16 protein-coding genes are annotated in these 17826 nt (G+C 41.1%); 9 read left to right on the top strand and 7 right to left on the bottom strand.

From position 1 onward, the window contains the following. Positions 1–479: 479 nt before the first annotated feature. On the top strand, positions 480–1712 hold the full coding sequence (locus QUD05_RS08550; protein WP_289795688.1) for a cysteine desulfurase-like protein: 1233 nt from the start codon (positions 480–482) through the stop codon (positions 1710–1712). 172 nt (positions 1713–1884) lie between these two features. Here QUD05_RS08550 and QUD05_RS08545 read toward each other — a convergent pair whose 3' ends face one another. The 3 genes from QUD05_RS08545 to QUD05_RS08535 are packed head-to-tail and all read right to left on the bottom strand — an operon-like array spanning position 1885 to position 3984. After that, the gene (locus QUD05_RS08545) at positions 1885–2037 is read right to left on the bottom strand and encodes a hypothetical protein (RefSeq protein ID WP_289795687.1); all 153 of its coding nucleotides are present in this window, start codon (positions 2035–2037) and stop codon (positions 1885–1887) included. A 55-nt stretch (positions 2038–2092) separates the two neighbouring features. Then, positions 2093–3334, bottom strand: coding sequence for a molybdopterin molybdotransferase MoeA (locus tag QUD05_RS08540; RefSeq protein WP_289795686.1), 1242 nt, complete (start codon positions 3332–3334; stop codon positions 2093–2095). Positions 3335–3357: 23 nt separating this feature from the next. Further along, a complete protein-coding gene (locus QUD05_RS08535) occupies positions 3358–3984 on the bottom strand; it encodes a PEP-CTERM sorting domain-containing protein (RefSeq protein WP_289795685.1) in 627 nt (208 codons plus the stop codon). A gap of 208 nt (positions 3985–4192) precedes the next feature. On the opposite strand from QUD05_RS08535, the gene QUD05_RS08530 reads away from it, so the two are divergent. The 6 genes from QUD05_RS08530 to QUD05_RS08505 all read left to right on the top strand — a co-directional run bounded on the left by QUD05_RS08530 (position 4193) and on the right by QUD05_RS08505 (position 10315). Then, complete coding sequence (locus QUD05_RS08530; protein WP_289795684.1) at positions 4193–4750, top strand: RDD family protein; 558 nt, start codon at positions 4193–4195, stop codon at positions 4748–4750. A gap of 43 nt (positions 4751–4793) precedes the next feature. Next, positions 4794–4988, top strand: a complete 195-nt coding sequence (gene rpmG, locus QUD05_RS08525; RefSeq protein ID WP_094351774.1) for a 50S ribosomal protein L33 — start codon at positions 4794–4796, stop codon at positions 4986–4988. Between the two features lie 2 nt (positions 4989–4990). Then, a complete protein-coding gene (rpsR, locus tag QUD05_RS08520) occupies positions 4991–5206 on the top strand; it encodes a 30S ribosomal protein S18 (protein WP_012411240.1) in 216 nt (71 codons plus the stop codon). Between the two features lie 112 nt (positions 5207–5318). Continuing rightward, the gene (locus QUD05_RS08515; protein ID WP_289795683.1) at positions 5319–7379 is read left to right on the top strand and encodes a ribonuclease catalytic domain-containing protein; all 2061 of its coding nucleotides are present in this window, start codon (positions 5319–5321) and stop codon (positions 7377–7379) included. 264 nt (positions 7380–7643) lie between these two features. Beyond that, positions 7644–8861 (top strand): type II toxin-antitoxin system ParD family antitoxin, encoded by a 1218-nt coding sequence (locus tag QUD05_RS08510; protein WP_289795682.1) that lies wholly within the window; start codon positions 7644–7646, stop codon positions 8859–8861. A 545-nt stretch (positions 8862–9406) separates the two neighbouring features. Next, positions 9407–10315 carry a phytanoyl-CoA dioxygenase family protein gene (locus QUD05_RS08505; RefSeq protein WP_289795681.1) on the top strand — a complete coding sequence of 303 codons (909 nt, stop codon included), beginning with the start codon at positions 9407–9409 and terminating at the stop codon, positions 10313–10315. Positions 10316–10622: 307 nt separating this feature from the next. Here the strand turns inward: QUD05_RS08505 and QUD05_RS08500 are convergent, their stop codons facing one another. From QUD05_RS08500 to hemE, 3 genes are all read right to left on the bottom strand, one after another. Next, a complete protein-coding gene (locus QUD05_RS08500) occupies positions 10623–12221 on the bottom strand; it encodes a B12-binding domain-containing radical SAM protein (RefSeq protein WP_289795680.1) in 1599 nt (532 codons plus the stop codon). A gap of 248 nt (positions 12222–12469) precedes the next feature. Next, the gene (locus tag QUD05_RS08495) at positions 12470–13429 is read right to left on the bottom strand and encodes an NAD-dependent epimerase/dehydratase family protein (protein ID WP_289795679.1); all 960 of its coding nucleotides are present in this window, start codon (positions 13427–13429) and stop codon (positions 12470–12472) included. Positions 13430–13651: 222 nt separating this feature from the next. Beyond that, entirely contained in the window at positions 13652–14713 is a 1062-nt protein-coding gene (gene hemE, locus QUD05_RS08490) for a uroporphyrinogen decarboxylase (protein WP_289795678.1), read from the bottom strand. A 221-nt stretch (positions 14714–14934) separates the two neighbouring features. On the opposite strand from hemE, the gene QUD05_RS08485 reads away from it, so the two are divergent. Next, the gene (locus QUD05_RS08485; protein ID WP_289795677.1) at positions 14935–15672 is read left to right on the top strand and encodes a hypothetical protein; all 738 of its coding nucleotides are present in this window, start codon (positions 14935–14937) and stop codon (positions 15670–15672) included. A gap of 33 nt (positions 15673–15705) precedes the next feature. After that, positions 15706–16329, top strand: a complete 624-nt coding sequence (locus tag QUD05_RS08480) for a hypothetical protein (protein WP_289795676.1) — start codon at positions 15706–15708, stop codon at positions 16327–16329. 175 nt (positions 16330–16504) lie between these two features. Here the strand turns inward: QUD05_RS08480 and QUD05_RS08475 are convergent, their stop codons facing one another. After that, positions 16505–17821: an ABC transporter substrate-binding protein gene (locus tag QUD05_RS08475; protein ID WP_289795675.1), complete on the bottom strand. Its 1317-nt coding sequence runs from the start codon at positions 17819–17821 to the stop codon at positions 16505–16507. Positions 17822–17826 lie beyond the last annotated feature (5 nt).

Genomic DNA, 17826 nt, shown 5'->3' with positions numbered 1-17826 from the left:
AAGTTAAATACAGGAGATTTCAACTTCTCTACGAACGCGAACAGCGTGTCGGAGACAGAGGCTACACCAACATCAGATACAGAAATACCCGACCACTTTTCCTTTTGTAAGTGTTGCCACTACGTTGGTCAGCCCGACTGACTTGTTCGCTCTTAGACTTTCTGCTATGAAAGCAAGTGGGGTGCGCAAGTGTAACTTGTATAGTTACAAATAGTAAAATACTCTTTATGGATTTAAGTATACCCTCTTTAGATAGGTTCTTGTAGAAGACATATCCAGAAATTAAATAATATGCATGATCTAGAACCCTTGTAGAGACATAGCATCGCTACATCTTTCTACATTCTTTTTCACCAGATGTCTAGAGCAATAAGGTTGGCACAACAAGCTACAAACATCAAAAGAGAATATAGATGTTCTCTAGGCGACTTGTCAGAAGATAGGCTAGGGTAAATAACATTCTCTAGAAAACTTATATTATGCTCCTGAATCTTGATAAAGTTCGTCAATATTTTCCGGCTCTAGCTGGTGAGTGGACTTTTTTTGATAATGCTGGTGGGTCACAAACCTTGAAAAAAGTAGTAGATAGAATTAGCGAATTTCTCCTCAGTTCAGATGTCCAGTTAGGAGCTTCTTATGGCATCTCTCAACTTGCTGGAGAACGATTGGCTTTAGCAACTAGGGGAATGGCTACTTTCATTAATGCCAATTCTTATAAAGAAGTGGTTATGGTACCATCTACTACAATGATGTTGAAAGTTCTCTCAATGTGTCTGGGTCAAACCTTTACACCTGGTGATGAGGTTATTGTTACTAATTGTGACCATGAGGCTAATATTGGTGCTTGGGTAGCTCTTGAAAAACAAGGAATGAAGGTTAAAGTGTGGAAAGTTCGCCCAGATACTTTAGAACTTCATTTAGCAGATTTAGAACCATTGATGAGTCATAGCACCAAACTGGTAGCATTGACTCATGCTTCTAATGTTTTGGGAACCATCAATCCAATCAAAGAAATTGCTGCATTTGTACACGATCGCAACGCTATGATTTGTGTAGATGGTGTAGCTTATGCACCCCACAGATTAGTTGATGTCCAAGATTTAGATGTTGATTTTTATACTTTGAGTTGTTACAAAGTCTATGGGCCGCATCATGCCTTACTTTATGGCAAAGAAGAACATTTATTAAGATTGCCTGGTCTTAACCATTATTTTATTGACCAGACAGACATACCTTATAAATTTCAATTAGGGAATGTCAATTTTGAATTAAGTTATGGAATGTTAGGTTTATGTGATTACTTGAGTGAATTAGCACAATTGCACTACGGAAATGAAACTGCATCTGATTTGAGAAATCAAATGGTGCAAGCATTTGATTTAATTAGCATACATGAAGAACATATTAGCGATCGCCTCCTAAATTACCTCAACAGTAAGCCTAATGTGCGAGTAATTGGTCAATCAAAGGCTGACCGTCAAACCCGTGTACCAACTATATCTTTTGTCGTTGATGGAATAAATAGCTCAACCATTCCCGCAAAAATTGACCAACATTATATTGGGATTCGCTACGGAGACTTTTATGCTAAACGGCTCATTGAATACCTGGGGTTAGCGTCCCAAGGTGGAATAGTCCGGGTGAGTATGGTGCATTACAACACCCTTGAGGAAGTTAACAGCCTAATTGAGGCTTTTGAACAGACATTTTAATTAACGTGAATTCGACAGACTTCACCCACCCAGCCTCCCTCTCCTGCGTTCGCGAAGCGTCTCGAAGAGAGGAGAGGGAGGAGCAACGAAAAATTAGGCTTTTTGCTCCCCTCTCCTGTTAGGAGAGGGGCTGGGGGTGAGGTCAAAATCCTGTGCATCGAACTTACGTTAATTAATTCGTAATTCGTAATATTTCGGCTCCCCAATACTGCTCGGTTAAGCCTAAAAAAGCACTCCGGGTAGGTTGGGTTGAGGAACGAAACCCAACATTTTCAGGGCTTTGTTGGGTTTCACTCCGTTCAACCCAACCTACGAATCTATACATGGTTTTCTTTCACATAGTGTCTAAATCCCTTTATGCAACTGTTTTTAATTACAAATTACGAATTACAAAGCTGCAAAACTTGCACTTCTTCTTGTGGAGAAATTAATGTTTTCCCCACAGGTAGAACAGCTAAGGCATTGGTTTGAGCTAAATTAATTAAATTGCCAGAACTGTGACTACCACCAGCTTTGTGAAATTCGTAAACACCATCAATTAAATGCAATTTACCCCAAAGGTAAGTTTCACGTTTGCCGTTTGATCGCAATTCCTCATGCGATCGCACTTTCAAAAAGACTGGTTCCCAACCTTCAGTAATTCCCGAAAGTTTCTTGATTGCTGGTAGCACAAATCGCCAAAATGTCACCAACACAGCAGCAGGATTTCCTGGTAAACCAAAGTATAGTGCTGAATTTTGAGTTGGGAAAGTGGCGACAGTCAGGGGTTTTCCTGGACTTATCTGTACAGCCCGAATGTAGATTTTTGCTTTTAGTGACTCTAGAATTTTGTCAACATAGTCATAATCTCCCACTGAGACGCCACCAGAAGAAAGAACTATATCAGCGATCGCAATGGCGTGAGCAATGACTTTCTCCAAAGCAACTGGATCGTCTTTCACAATGCCTAAAATTAACGGTTCTGCACCACTTTGTCTCACCAATGCTGCCAGCGCATACTGATTAGAATCCACAATTTGCCCTGGTTGCAACGGTCGATCGACTGTCACCAACTCATCACCAGTGGAAAAAATTGCCACACGTGGACGGCGGTAAACACTTAATTGCGGACACTGTGCTGCTGCCAATACGGCAATTTCTGAGGCATTTAACTTAATTCCTGCTGGTAGTAGTTGTGTTCCAGCTTGATAAAAAGATGCTTTGTGTCTGACAAATTCTTGCGGTTTTGGCGCATCCAGTATAAACACGCGGTTTTCCTCGCGGCGTGTCTTTTCTTGCATGACTACAGTATCCGCACCTGCTGGGATTACCGCACCAGTGAAAATCCGTGCGGCTTGCCCTGGTTGAATCGTAGACTTGGGCTGATACCCAGCCGGAATCTCTTCAACAATTTCTAAAATGGCTGGTTGTTCAGTGCTAGAGTGCTGTACATCTTCGTAGCGAACTGCGTAGCCATCCATTGCCGAATTATCCCAATGGGGAAAATCTAGCAGACTGGTGACAGGTGTTGCCAAAATCCTACTATCGGCTGTCAATAAATCTACAACTTCTGTATCCCGTTGACGATCCAACGGCTGCACCAAATTTAAAATAATTGCTTGTGCATCGCTGACTGATAACATAGCGATCGCCTCCGAATTTTCTTTTATTCTTGGGTAGCTTTGTCTAGATTTCTATAAGCCGTAAATCCCAAGCTACATACTGCGAGTAAACCGATAATTATGCTTCCTTCGGGGACTTTGGATACCTGAACTGAATTGTTGCTTAAATCTAGTATTTGCTTTGTACCTGTTGCATCTCTATTGTTAAAACCAAATTCTTTCGCTAGAACCTCATCACTAAAACCTTCATCTATGAGTGCGAGATTATTATTAAGCCATGTGTCCCCAGGAAGCGCATCATCCTTGCCAACATCAAAGGGGCCAAAGATTTGCTCAGTAGTGCTATCAAAGTTGAATCTCAAAAAGCCGTAGTTAGAGATCCCACTAAGCACTGGAGTGAAACTATTTATCAGATTACTCAACGGATCAAAGAAGGAAATTGAGAGAGATTGCAAGTTCTTCGTAACTCCCAAGCCTGTTTCCGAAATGACGCTGGGAGCAGTTGTTGTATCGTAGTTAAATGAACCTTTCGCTGAATAACCAGTGTTTCCTTTCCAGTTAAAGTTGAACTCGGCAGCATGAGCTAGGTTATTCGTGTTTATGGCGATCGCTAACCCTAAAGCAGTAGTCGTCACCACACTAATAGCTGTTTTAGCAAACAGATGTATCATGATACAACTTCCAAACTCATAACATTAAGTTTTTACAACAAAAAAATATTTCCTAAAAACAGACTCTTGTGGCGTAGACAAGATAAGCGCCCGAATTATGGAACTTTGATGTATAACAGCTTAAACGCCAAACCCAAGTCATCATCTTAATATAAAAAACAGGAGCAATTATTATTCTCCAACCCCTAAATAAAAATACTTATTTTGTATGACTATCGAACGACTTCCCCAAAAACACTATCCCAAGGCTGAGATTGGACGCCGAGGTATGGCATTGGGACTTGATTTCCTTGGTGTCTGGCTAGTCAGTTCCCTACTGGGAGGCGGCGATATCGGGATTCAATTTGTGCAAATCCTAGTTTTTGTCATATTTTGGCTGATTTTGCGGGTACTAGTGCCATACAACAATCAAGGGCAAAGTTTAGGGCGTTGGGCGTTCGATTTAAAGGTTTTGGAAGTTGAAGATGGGGAAGTAGTGGGCAGAATTCCCGATTTGCTCTCACTAGTGAAGCGAGAGGCGATTATCGGCTTGGGTGCTTTATTAGTGTCAATTGCCCTGAGCAATATTAGAGCCAATCCCACTGCTATACTGCTAGTAATTCCCCTAGCTATTGATTGTGGGACTGCCTTCTCTGATACCCAGATGCGGCAGGCTTTACACGATCGCTATTGTGGAACTTTTATCGTTTCGTCGCGTCGTGGCTACTCGCTCGATATAAAGATTAAAAGATTAGTTGAAAATATGCGGCGGAATGTGAGAAGATAGTCATTTGTGTTAATTCTCTTCAGGCTTCACTGTTTGTAAGATTATGGCTAAGAGTAAAGGTGCCCGCATTATTATCACACTAGAGTGTACTGAGTGCCGGACAAATTCAGATAAGCGTTCTGCTGGTGTTAACCGTTATACCAGTACTAAGAATCGCCGCAACACCACCAACAGGCTAGAACTGAAAAAGTTCTGCACCCACTGCAACAAACATACCGTTCACAAGGAAATTAAGTAGAGATGAGTTATTTCCGTCGTCGTCTTTCTCCGATCAAGCCAGGAGAACCAATCGATTATAAGGATGTTGATTTATTGCGTAAGTTTGTCACCGAGCGGGGAAAGATACTGCCACGTCGGATTACCGGGCTTACGTCTCAACAACAGCGAGAGTTGACATTAGCAATTAAACGTTCGCGGATTGTGGCTCTGTTGCCATTTATCAATGCGGAAGGCTAAAAAGAGTGATGAGTTATGAGTGATGAGTGATGAGTTAAGAATCAAAACTTCTAACTCCTAACTCCTAACTTAAAACTATTTAAACTGTTCACCAAATTAGAGTGCGAGAGTTGTGGAGAAGGGGACGCTAGTTGAATTTAGGGTTCAAGGCGATCGCCGTCTGGGCATCGTAGAACGTCCAGACGGTAAAACCCGCTGGTTTGTGGTAGACGAACGTGGTCAATCCCACAGCCTCGCGCCTAGACAAATAACCTATACAGTTACCGGACAGACTTACAAGGCTTCTGAAATTGCCAGCTTTTTGGAGCAGATCAAGCCTTATTTAGACCCATCTAGTTTAGAAGTGGCTTGGGAATTACTGGTTGAAGATGGGGAAACAGTTACCCCAAACCAAATGGCGAATCTGCTATTTTCAGAATCAGCCGCGCCTCCTTGTTACGCCGCCTATTGCTTGTTATCAGACGACAAACTTTATTTCAAGCAAAAAGGAGACGCTTACGAGCCGAGAACTGCTGCTCAAGTAGCAGAACGCAAGCACCAACTGGAAGTAGAGGCCCTAAAAGCTAAAGGACAGCAGGAATTTTTAACTCGCGTAGAGCAAGCGCTCAAAGGTGAAGCAGTAGAGTGGCAGCGCCACGATCGCCAGCGCTTAGAAGGACTAGAAAAATATGCAGCGCTAATAGCTGACACGGTGCGGACGGGGGTTAATTATGACTCCTTGGCTCGCGCTTATCCACCCAGCGCTCCAGTACTAGAAACTATGACCATGCTGGGACGCCCCACAACACCCCAAGGGGCTTTTCAACTATTAGTAGATTTGGGTTGCTGGAGTCCTAATGAAAACTTGTTCCTGCGGCGTTCTTCAATTCCGATTCAATTTCCTCATAAGGTATTAGAAGTGGCGCAACAGCGTTTGGATTTCCCGCCGATTGACTCAGATGCAAACCGCCTTGATCTGACTCAACTGAAGGTTTACACCATTGATGATGAAACTACCACAGAGATCGACGATGGTCTAAGTTGGGAAGTACTGCCTGATGGACGGGAGCGCCTGTGGGTGCATATCGCCGATCCCACTAGATGGTTAGTACCGGAAGATGAATTAGATTTGGAAGCCAGAAAGCGCGGTAGTACAGTCTATTTACCGACGGGAATGATTCCCATGTTTCCAGAAGTGTTGGCAACTGGGCCAATGAGTCTGATCCAGGGAAAGGTTTGTTGCGCCCTCAGTTTCGGGATTATTTTAGGTACAACTGGGGGAGTAGAAGATTACAGCATTCATACCAGCTTTATTAAGCCGACTTATCGCCTCACCTACGAAGATGTAGATGAAATGCTGCAATTACGGGTACAGGCAGAACCAGAAATTGCTGCGATCGCTATTTGGGCACAGCGGCGCAGAGCTTGGCGTTACGCCCAAGGGGCAATTAGCATCACCATGCCCGAAGCAACAATCAAAGTCAAAGGTGAGGAGATCCACATTGATATTTTGGACGATTCCCCATCGCGGCAACTGGTAGCAGAAATGATGATTGTTGTCGGTGAAGTTGCGGCTCGTTATGGTAAAACTCATAACATCCCTTTGCCTTTTCGCGGTCAACCGCAACCAGAATTACCTCCAGATGAGGAATTGCTTCTACTTCCAGCCGGATTCGTTCGCGCTTGCGCTATGCGTCGTTGTATGCCCAAGAGTGAAATGAGCATTACGCCTTTGCGTCATGCTGGTTTGGGCTTGGATACTTACACTCAAGCAACCTCTCCCATCCGCCGCTACAGTGACTTACTCACCCACTTTCAAATTAAAGCTCATTTGCGGGGTGAAGTTCTGCCATTTTCCGCAGATCAACTTAAAGAAGTAATGATGACTGTCACCAGCATCACCCAAGAGGTGACGATGGTGGAACGACAAACTAATAGATATTATGCTCTAGAGTATTTACGCCGTCATCCAGAGGAAATTTGGGATGTAACAGTGTTGATGTGGTTGCGAGAAGACAGCAACTTAGCCCTAATTTTGTTAGAAGATTTGGGCTTGCAGTTGCCAATGGCTTTCAAACGTTCTGTGAACTTGGGCGAACAGATAGCGGTGAAAGTTAGCCACGCCGATCCACAAAAAGATATGATTCAGTTCCAAGAAATAATTTATCAAGAAGCCCAGACAGCAGCAAATTAATTCGTAATTCGTAATTCGTAATTCGTAATTATTTGCTGAAATACTCTTGTTTAGTAGCTATCTCATTTTGGAATGAATTCCAAGGTGAGATAGAAACGTAGCGCGAGATTCATTAATATCCATTAATTAAAGATATGCCTGCCGCAAGACTTGTGTATACACCGTAGCTTTAATTCGTAATTGAATTACGAATTACGAATTATTTTAGCCTTGCTCCAATTGCTTTCGGTTACTATATAGAGTAAATGGAATGAGGTAATAATTGTGAATGTATCTTTGACCCCAGAACTGGAGCAGTTGGTTAAGGATAAAGTTAATGGTGGTCGATATCACTCAGTAAGTGAGGTGATGGGCGAAGCATTGAGATTGCTAGATGAACGAGATCGCTTTCAAGAACAACGTCAAGCAGAATTGAAAGCTAAAATCCTAGAAGGTATTGAAGCCTCAGAGCGTGGTGAAGTAGTTGATGGTGAAGAGGTCTTTGCAGAAATTGAAGAAGATATCCGACGTGCTGAAGCTCAAATGCAACAAGCAGAGGCGCTAAATAATGAGTCGGTACGTTTTAACAATTCCAGCCAAGCAAGACCTCAAAGAGATGAATCGCTATCTCTAGCCAATATGTCAGAAAATAATCACAAAGTAATTATTTTTGATACCACCATGCGTGATGGAGAATTGACGCCTGGTGTAAAGATGAATTTGCAACAAAAAATCGCTATCTCCCTGTTGCTCGAAGAAATGGGAGTAGATATTATTGAAGTTGGTTATCCAGCAAGTTCTCAAAAAGATTTTGATGAAGTCTTTAATATTTCTAAAATAATTAAAAATTCTATTATTTGTGGGCTAGCTAGTTCCAATTCAAATGAAATAATCACTCTTGCTGAAGCAATTAAACCAGCAATCAGAGGTAGAATTCACACTTATACTCCGGTAAATCTTAAAAATCAGTCTAAATTAAGCAAAGAAGAAGTATTAGCAACAATCAAAGAGAGTGTTTCTCTAGCACGCAATTACTGTGATGATGTAGAATGGAGCGCTTTTGATGCTCCTAGAAGTGAGCCAGATTTTTTGTGTAAATCTATTGAAACTGCAATTAAGAGTGGTGCTACTACTGTTAGTATTCCTGATAGCTTAGGTTTGGCATCGCCAGAAGAGTTTTCGCAACTTCTGCAAATGATTTTTAATCGAGTACCCAATATTAACGAAGTTGTAGTTTCAGTACACTGTCATGATGATTTGGGTATGGCGGTAGATAATTCACTCATTGCTTTAAGTTGTGGCGTGAGGCAAATTGAATGTGCAATTAATGGTTTGGGTGCGAGGAAAGGTAATGCAGATTTCAGTCAAGTTGTAATAGAGATTTTAAAACAGGGGAATTATCAACTTGAGATTAACACTTCGTTAATGAGTAAAGCGGCAGAGTTAATTTTTCAAATCTCTGGGATAGGAGAGTATTATTTTAACCCACTTTCCGCACCCTAACTGTCACACATCAACAAAAAGCTGACAAAGTAGTACACAAGAACTAAGTTCAATTCAAAAGTCAAGAGGCTTAATAGTAATGATAAGTAAGTCGGTGAGAATAAATCAAACTAGATTAAGTAATGTAAAAAATATTGATATCAGTTCTTAGTGAGGGTTTCAGCCCTCATAAGAGGACTAAAGTCCTCTCTACGAGACGCTGCGCGAACACTACAAACCTTGAATTATTCACGCGGCTCTACTTATTCCGAGATATGTACAACCTTTAAAAGGGTTACAGAGGTTTTTTCTGTAAATAAAAACATTCCTACAAAATTAAATTTCTAAAATTTAAACCCATATCCTAGTTAATAGTTCAAACATTAGCTAAGTAGGTTGGCTCAAATAAACCTAACTATGTAACAAAATGTAAAAGAGTCGAAATCCTTGTGATAGCTTCACTTTGCTTTGCTATGTTCGCAATGACATAGTTATAAATTTTCCCACCTACCTACTTAATCGTGGTTTTTACATTCACTGAAAATAGGAACTGGATTCGATAAATCATGGAGAAAAATATTAGTATCACCTTAATGAGCAATGGTTTCCCACTTTCAATGGACACCAATCGTCTCGGCTGGCTTAATTCTAGCGATATAACTTCTTCTATTGCTACCCTCAAACAACAGTATCAGGAACAAGGATATTTATGGCTCAAAGGGTTACTTGATACCAAAAAAGTCATGGAATTTCGCTATCTATTTTTAACAAAATGCAAGAGACTTGGACTCTTAAAAGAAGGTTCATTAACTGAAGATGGGATTTTTTGTGTACGAAAAATAAAACCAGGAATAATGAATAAGATTAGATGCGAAATGATTACTTCTAAAGAATATGAATTTTTATTTAATTCAAAGGAAATTTTGAACTTTTTTCAGTTTTTCTTGAACGGATCTGTCTGCTCACTGGAACGCAAAATTATTCGGTGTAAAATACCCGGTGACTATAGTAGTGATACTGGATCTCATTATGATTTCACTTACCTAAGATGTGGTACTAATGATGTGTACACTTGCTGGATACCTCTGGGAGATATTCCAGTAGAAATGGGTGGTTTAATATATTTAGAAAATTCTTGGAAGTTGGGGCAACAAATAGAACAGAAATTTGATTCCGATATCAGTAATTTATCTTGCCAAGAAGCTCATGCTATTCGTAGTCAAGGTATGGGGCGAAGAGGCTGGATTACTAAAGACTTAGCTGCTTTATCTGATTTACTAAATAGTAGATGGTTAGTAGCAGAGTATAAAGCAGGAGATGTTGTTGTTCATAGTCCATATATTATTCATGCTTCTTCAACAAATCAAGATTTACAAAAACGCATTCGCCTATCGACTGACATACGTTACCAAAGAGTAGATTATAAAATTGATCAACGTTGGCGAAAAGCTTGGCAACCTGATGATAATCTTTAAATAAGTAGCCGCTGAGAGGTAGAGTCGAGGGAAATGTTGCCATTCCACCCCTCTCTTCCGAAACCGTGCTTGCGATTGTTCACCGCACACGGTTATTCAATATTTTTATTATAGCTGGCAATATCCTTGTCAGGTCTAACATTCTCCATTCTAGGAGAATTAGCATTACCTTGCCGATAGAGAGCAATTGGTGTTTTTGCCATTCAGTGAGTGTCGAGTTAGGACTATCATACTTTGAATAGCATACTAGTTTTAGTAACGGGTAATAAGTAATTTTTTAACTCTTACCTATTAACCGTTACCACACTTAACTGACTACCGCTTCAGCTTTTTCCTCTACTTTTTCCTTAACTAGAACATAAGGCGTTTCTGCACCTTGTGCTAAATATTCAGCTAGCTGACTTTCAATTTGATCGCGGACAATTTGGCGATACTCTAGAAAATGCTCGTTGTGGGCGCAAGCAGCGATGTAATGCTCGATAACTCCAGGGTTACGCTTGAGAATGCTGAACAAATGATGCCAGAATTTCCAGCGGGTTTCCCGTTTGATTCCTTGTCGCCAAATCACAATTAGCAACGCTTTTATAACTACCCACTCTGGCATTTTGGCTGGTGCTTTCCAACTTGGCAAACCCATCATCAAGAAGCAGCGATAGGTGCGATCTAAGTACTGTATTGGGTCGTATAAACTACAGAATGCTTCAATATATTCTCGTGCAAGTTCTTCTAAAGGACGGGTGGGTAGGAAGTTCATCAATGTTGTTTGGTTGATGTTTCCGTCTTGATTTTCCCGTAATCTTCCTTCCTTTTTCAGGCGATGCCAAAGCGCAGTGTTAGGTAACGCTTGTAACATGGCAAAGGTTGTAGAGGGAATTGCTGCTTGTTCAGCAAAGCGGACGATGCGATCGCCTGCACCGGCTTTTTCGCCATCAAACCCGATAATAAACCCAGCCATTGGGCGCAATCCGGCTTTGGTGATGGTTTGCACTGCCTCAGTTAGAGAACTGCGAGTATTTTGAAACTTCTTGGTCATTTGCAAACTATCCTCATCCGGCGTTTCAATTCCCAAAAACACCGCCGAGAAACCACACTCAACCATCAACTCCAACATTTCTTGGTCTTGTGCTAAGTCAATTGAAGCTTCAGTGTCAAATCGGAAGGGATACTTATGTTCTGCCATCCAGACTTTTAACTCTTTCAGCAACAATTTGACATTGCGCTTGTTGCCAATAAAGTTGTCATCCACCATGAACACACCCCGCCGCCAACCCAATTCATAGAGGTAATCTAACTCTGCTAACAATTGCGCTGGGGTTTTGGTGCGTGGTTTGCGCCCATAGAGAACAATAATGTCGCAAAATTCGCACTGGAAGGGACACCCGCGGGAAAACTGCACCGACATCATGTCATAAGCGTTCAGTTCTAATAAATCAAAGCGGGGTATTGGTGTGCTGGTGACATCAGGTTTTTCTGTGGCGCGGAAAGTGCCAGATGTGTCTCCCCTTTTGATTGCCTCAATAAACATGGGCAGCGTGATTTCCCCTTCATCCAGAATGAGAAAATCTGCGCCAACATTTTCAACTTCATGAGGTACAGAGGTAGGGTAGGGGCCGCCAACTGCGACTAACTTGCCACGTTTTTTTGCTTCTTGAATTTGCTCAAGTAAATCTTGTTTCTGGACAATCATCGCAGAGAGAATTACTATATCTGCCCATGCCCATTCTGCTTCTGTTGCTTGGCGGATGTTACGATCTACCAGCTTGAATTCCCATTCTTGGGGCAAAATCGCGGCTACTGTTACTAAACCCAGAGGTGGTAATAAAACCTTGCGATCGACTAACTCTAGGATTTTTTCATAAGACCAGAAGGTTTTGGGAAATATTGGATACACTAACAAGATTCGCATGTAGTATCAATCCTCACACTTTGATTGTTATCCCACTCTAACGAAAATAAAGAGTTATTGACTTTTTATTAAAGTTGTTTTATTTTACCATTGATATTTTTAACTCAAATCAAGGGACTGGAGAGCAGAGAGGAAAGAGGTAATTTTCTATTCTTCACTCATACCCAATGACCCCAGACGCTCTCTACGAGATGAGGATAATTTTCTGCTAATATTTTCCAAACGTTGTCAAAAGCCACAGATTATAATCAATTTTTAGCCTTTTCAACACCGCTAATTTTCAAAACATCACTCATGGTTGCACAATAATTTGGCAAGCCGAAACTATCGGGATTGATGAATTTTTCATAAGTAAAATGCCGATAGTTCATGCAAAACCGATCCCAAGCGGCCATGCGAATGCGGAAAAGGACAATAATTAAATTAGCCAATGCTATGGATATGGGAATGCGAAAGTAAATCTTTTTGCCCAGATAAGCACAAACTTGTTTGACTGCTTGATTAGCAGTTAACGGTGCTTGACCTAAAACAAGCCGAAGTGGCTGATTATCTTTAGCAGGATGATCAATTAAATATCGTACGACAGTGGCAATATCTCGTCCGTGGATAAAGTGAAAACTACCATCTGCTTTTAAAAAACGAATTAAATTAATATATTTGGTAACTTCTGTAATACCAGATGAGACAGCAGAATCGGGTTTATTCGCATCACCGCCCAATACTACAGTTGGAAAAACTGTGGTAATTTTGGGTGCGATCGCTAATTTTTCTTTTTTCTCTAAGCACTCATATTTAGAACGGATGTAATCCGTCCCAATTTCCCCGGCTTCTTTTAATGGTTGATTGTAGCGATCCAAAACGCTAGCTGTCGAAAAATAAATCACCTGTTGGCAACGTTCTGGATCTAGCAGTTCGAGTAACTCGATTGTCTTGACGACATTAATATCAAATGTCTCATCACCACCCCAAGCCGTGGCTGTGAGTACCGCTGTATCAATTGTGGATAGCAAATCGGCAAATTGGCGAATATTCTGCATATCACCTTGCAAAACGTTGATGCCTGAACGTGCCTTAGTATCAACTTGCAGTTTGCTTGGGTTCCTAACCAATAGATACAGTTCGTGATTTGTTTCTTTAATTAAGGCTTCTGTTAAATAATGACCTACACAACCACTTGCACCAGTCACTAAAATCCGCTTCTGGCTCATACTAAGATTTTAATAAGTTAGGAGTTAGGAGTTAAGAGTTAAGAATTAAGTTAAAAGTTCCGAATCAGGAGTTATTTATAAAGTTAGGAGTTAAGAATCAAGTTAGGAGTGAGGAGTGAGGAGTTAAGAATAAAAAAGAACTCTGCACCTCGCGACTGATAACTTAATAGCTCATAACTCATAACTCCTAACTCCTAACTCATAACTCATAACTCATAACTCCTAACCCTTAACTCCTGCAAGATTCAATTCCTTTGCGGTTTCAAAGAAGAAAGCGACATTTTCTTCGGGAGTTTCTGGCAAGACACCGTGACCGAGATTGAGAATGTGACCCCAATTGCTGGCTTTGCGAACCGTATCGAGGATGCGATCGCGGATAAACTGTTTAGAGCCGAATAGCACGCCAGGATCAAGATTTCCTTGAACTTTCATTTGTTTACCCAATCTGGCTCGTGCATCTGCCATATCCACTGCCCAGTCTACAGTGACAATATCAGCGCCAGATTGTCCCATTCTTTCCAACACACCCGCACTACCGCTAACTAGCAAAATCAAAGGTGTATCAGGATGGGTTTGCTTGACTTGCTGGAAAACTCGCTGCTGATAGGGGAGAGCAAAGGTGTCATAATCTTGAGGACTCAATTGACCCGCCCAAGAATCGAACATTTGTACAACTTGAGCGCCACAGTCAATTTGGTAGCGGGCATAGATGGCGATCGCATCTGCTAATTTAGCTAACAGTTGATGCAATATCGCTGGATCTGAAAATGCCATGTTTTTGATGATGGAGTAGGTTTTAGAACCTTTTCCTTCAACTGCATAAGCTGCTAATGTCCACGGCGCACCCACAAAGCCCAACACCGTTGATTTATCGCCTACTTCCGAACGCAGCGCTTGCAATATTGTCTTGATAAATGGTAGAGCTGCTTCTGGTTCTAAAGGATGCAGAGCATCGATTTGTTCTTGAGTGCGGAGGGGCGAGTGAATGATTGGGCCTTTACCTTCGGCAATATCCATGTCAATCCCCAAACCAGGTAATGGGGTGACAATATCAGAAAATAAAATTACTCCGTCTGGTTGGAAAGCTCTCCAGGGTTGCAAAGAAACTTCAATTGCTACTTCTGGAATTTCGGAGCGATCGCGAAACGAAGGATACTTATCTCTTAAGTCTCGATATGCTTTCATATATCGTCCCGCTTGTCGCATCATCCATACAGGGGGACGATCTACTACTTCACCACGAGCAGCCCGTAAGAGATGAGGAGTCGTTGAATAAACACCCATTTATCACTTCATCCTAAGTCACAACTTTTATGCCACTGTTTAGCTTATCATTCTGAGATTACGCTTTATTAGCAAGTTGTCAGCAAAAGCCCTAGTCTCTTTACACCAAAGGGAAATCGGGTCGGGAATGGGATAAAACAAGAATTAACAAAGAAAGTGGAATATAAAAGAATTTCGTCACTCTTTTGTGTTGTCTCCACTATCTACTCTCTTAATTCTCTATGCAAACTGACTCTAACAGTCCCGATCATCTTGCATCTGCTAATAATGAGCCTAATCTAGGAAAGTATTTGATTCCGCGATCGCAGCGACAGAGGTTCTTTATTCAGTTTACCTTAATGACCCTCATCGGATGGGTTGTCGGTGGCGTTGCCAGTATCGCTTTAGAGAAAATTATTTTCCAAAGTCTCTCATCTAACGTTGCTAATCAACCACAAACATGGATCATTTTGGTTAGAAGTCTTAGTAACGTTGTATTTGCCGTGATTTTTGCTGCTGACCAAGCTCTTGTGCTTTACCGATATTTACCGGGTTGGCAGTGGCTATTTGCTACTAGTGTCGGTTGGCTGATTGCCAACGGTGTTTCTACAGCCTGGATTAACTACATTTCAACCATTGCCTCATCATCTTCTGAAGATACTTTGATTTTTGGATTTTTGTCTGCGATCGCATATATAATTTCTGGAATTTGGCTAGGGATTTGCCAATGGCTGGTGTTGAGGCGATATACAGCAGATATTTGGTGGTGGAATTTTTTACCCTCAATCTCTTTTTTCTGGATCACTATTTTGGTTTGGTTGCTTTTTATTATGCAAAATTTGATTCCAGAAACCTACCGTACTCCCATACTATATTGGAGTGGACAAGGACTGACAGCAGCGATTTTAGGAGCCATACCAGCAATTGGTTTGTGTACATTGAAAAGAAATTTACATCTCAAAACTGGAGTTTCTTCCTGACTTTTATCGATATATTCTATAACCTTAATATTTATGACTCGCCCGCGCATTCTCCAACCCGGTCAAAGTTATACATTTAGTAAGTATTTTGAATTACCATATACCCCAGGAGATATCTTGGCGGAACTGGGATGTAGTTACGAACGCGCATCGCTACAACTACCACAATATTCAGGCGTAATTGACTATTTAGAATTTTTACAGCGTTACTTACGGCGCAATATCATGCGCGTAAATCCTATCAGTGAAGCTGCAAAACGTGAAGTTTTAATTGCTCCTATTTTGTTGGAAATTTGCGACCAAACGCAAACTCAACTAAACATTGAGTACCCCATTAATGTTAGCGAACAACTCAAAGGGAGTTTTGATTACTATATTTCATCTTTCAATTCCCTGTTAGTGGTTGAAGCCAAGCAATCCGATTTAAGCCGGGGATTTACTCAACTTGCAATTGAATTGATAGCACTCGACCAATGGACAGATTCGCAAACATCAACTTTGTATGGTGCTGTAACAAATGGAGAAGATTGGCGATTTGGAATATTTTATCGGCAAGATAAACGGGTCATGCAAGATATCAAACTTTATCGCGTTCCCGAAGGTTTGGAAGAATTAGTGCGAGTACTTGTAGGAATTCTTACTAATGCTAGTAGTTAATTACAATAGTTTTCTTTTCTATGAAGTACAAAGCTACAGGTTTGGAGGCAGGAGGCAGTCCCTATGAAACAAATTTCAAAAACCAAGGATAAAAGAATGACTAGGGACTGAGATTTATCACTCAGAACTGGCTCAACACCCCGCTACCGTTAACAGCACTCAGCACTAGTTCTATTTATTTGTCATCCCAAATCAAATCTAAACGCTCTTGTGCTTTCTTAAGGGCTTTTTCAGCAGACTCTCCTAGTACTGTGGCTTCTATAGCTCGACCAAGACTGTCAGAAAGACGACTATATCCAGCAATAATTGGTTGAGAACGTGCCACAGGTAATTGATCGAAAAAAACTTTTAACACTGGTTTTTCATTGATGAATTGCTGATAAGCTTTGCTTTGAGCCGATGTAAGGGTAACTGGCAAAAAACCCGTCCCTATACTCCATTCGGTTTGGAATTCCTCACTCAAAACATACTCTAAAAATTTGAATGCTGCTTGCTCTCTTGCTGGTGTGGTCTTCATCACAAAAAAATTTCCAGTACCTGTGACTGTAGCAGGTCTGATACCTGCTGGTATGGGTAATACCTGATGATCGACCTCAGATTTCATGATTAATGTCCAAGGGCCTGTGATTTGCATCGCAACACGACCTGTAAGAAAAGCTTCCTCTTCATAACCTCGTTCTGGAGCAGAAAGCATTACTGAACCATCTTTTATCAGGTCTTGCCAAAATTTTAAGGCCGCGATCGCACCCGAATTCGTTAAATTGGGGCGATTATTAGTTACAACCTCTCCCTCTGCACCAAATAAAAACGGGAACCAACTAAATACAGTCCATCCTCCTTTTCCTAAAGGCAGTAACATCCCATACTGTTCGGGGCGGCCATCCCCATTGCGGTCTATAGTTAATTTTTTGGCAACTTGTCTCAATTCATCCCAAGTCTTGGGTAATTCTGTAATTCCCGCAGCTTCAAAAAGTTTAGGACGGTAAAAAATACCAATATTACTGGTATGCATTGGCACTGACCAAATGTGACCATCTAATTGCATTTCTGGCAATAAGTTAGGTCTAATGTCTGACTTGAGGGGCGATTTATTCAACCAATCTTCTAAAGGTCGAAGTGCCCCTAATTCCACAAATTGACCTGTATATTCAGGATGGAATGACAGCAGGTCTGGTGGTACATTGGCAACCACTGATGTCAATATTTTTGGTAATTGAGGTTCACTCTCAAAGATAGATTCTACCTGAATATCAGGATGAGTTTGATTAAATTTATCTACTAGTTTTTGAAATATATCTCGATTTGCAGGGGGATTAATAGCTTGCCATAGTGTCAGATGAATTACCCCATCTTCCTTTGGTATTATCCCCTGACAACTAGATAAAAATATAAGACATATCAGAGTAATTCCTAAAAGAGAAAGCTGCCGAGCAAAATTTCTCAATGAACACCAAAAATCTCTAATTTTAAAAGCTAAAAAACTAATATTCATAGAAA

The sequence above is a fragment of the Nostoc sp. GT001 genome (assembly GCF_030382115.1).
In the GTDB taxonomy this organism is placed as follows: domain Bacteria; phylum Cyanobacteriota; class Cyanobacteriia; order Cyanobacteriales; family Nostocaceae; genus Nostoc.
This window is presented reverse-complemented; position numbering and strand designations above follow the sequence as displayed.

Coding starts and splice junctions, on each gene's coding strand:
- QUD05_RS08550 (WP_289795688.1), top strand. CDS start 480: ATGCTCCTGAATCTTGATAAAGTTCGTCAATATTTTCCGGCTCTAGCT.
- QUD05_RS08545 (WP_289795687.1), bottom strand. CDS start 2,037: ATGTATAGATTCGTAGGTTGGGTTGAACGGAGTGAAACCCAACAAAGC.
- QUD05_RS08540 (WP_289795686.1), bottom strand. CDS start 3,334: ATGTTATCAGTCAGCGATGCACAAGCAATTATTTTAAATTTGGTGCAG.
- QUD05_RS08535 (WP_289795685.1), bottom strand. CDS start 3,984: ATGATACATCTGTTTGCTAAAACAGCTATTAGTGTGGTGACGACTACT.
- QUD05_RS08530 (WP_289795684.1), top strand. CDS start 4,193: ATGACTATCGAACGACTTCCCCAAAAACACTATCCCAAGGCTGAGATT.
- rpmG (WP_094351774.1), top strand. CDS start 4,794: ATGGCTAAGAGTAAAGGTGCCCGCATTATTATCACACTAGAGTGTACT.
- rpsR (WP_012411240.1), top strand. CDS start 4,991: ATGAGTTATTTCCGTCGTCGTCTTTCTCCGATCAAGCCAGGAGAACCA.
- QUD05_RS08505 (WP_289795681.1), top strand. CDS start 9,407: ATGGAGAAAAATATTAGTATCACCTTAATGAGCAATGGTTTCCCACTT.
- QUD05_RS08500 (WP_289795680.1), bottom strand. CDS start 12,221: ATGCGAATCTTGTTAGTGTATCCAATATTTCCCAAAACCTTCTGGTCT.
- QUD05_RS08495 (WP_289795679.1), bottom strand. CDS start 13,429: ATGAGCCAGAAGCGGATTTTAGTGACTGGTGCAAGTGGTTGTGTAGGT.
- hemE (WP_289795678.1), bottom strand. CDS start 14,713: ATGGGTGTTTATTCAACGACTCCTCATCTCTTACGGGCTGCTCGTGGT.
- QUD05_RS08485 (WP_289795677.1), top strand. CDS start 14,935: ATGCAAACTGACTCTAACAGTCCCGATCATCTTGCATCTGCTAATAAT.
- QUD05_RS08480 (WP_289795676.1), top strand. CDS start 15,706: ATGACTCGCCCGCGCATTCTCCAACCCGGTCAAAGTTATACATTTAGT.
- QUD05_RS08475 (WP_289795675.1), bottom strand. CDS start 17,821: ATGAATATTAGTTTTTTAGCTTTTAAAATTAGAGATTTTTGGTGTTCA.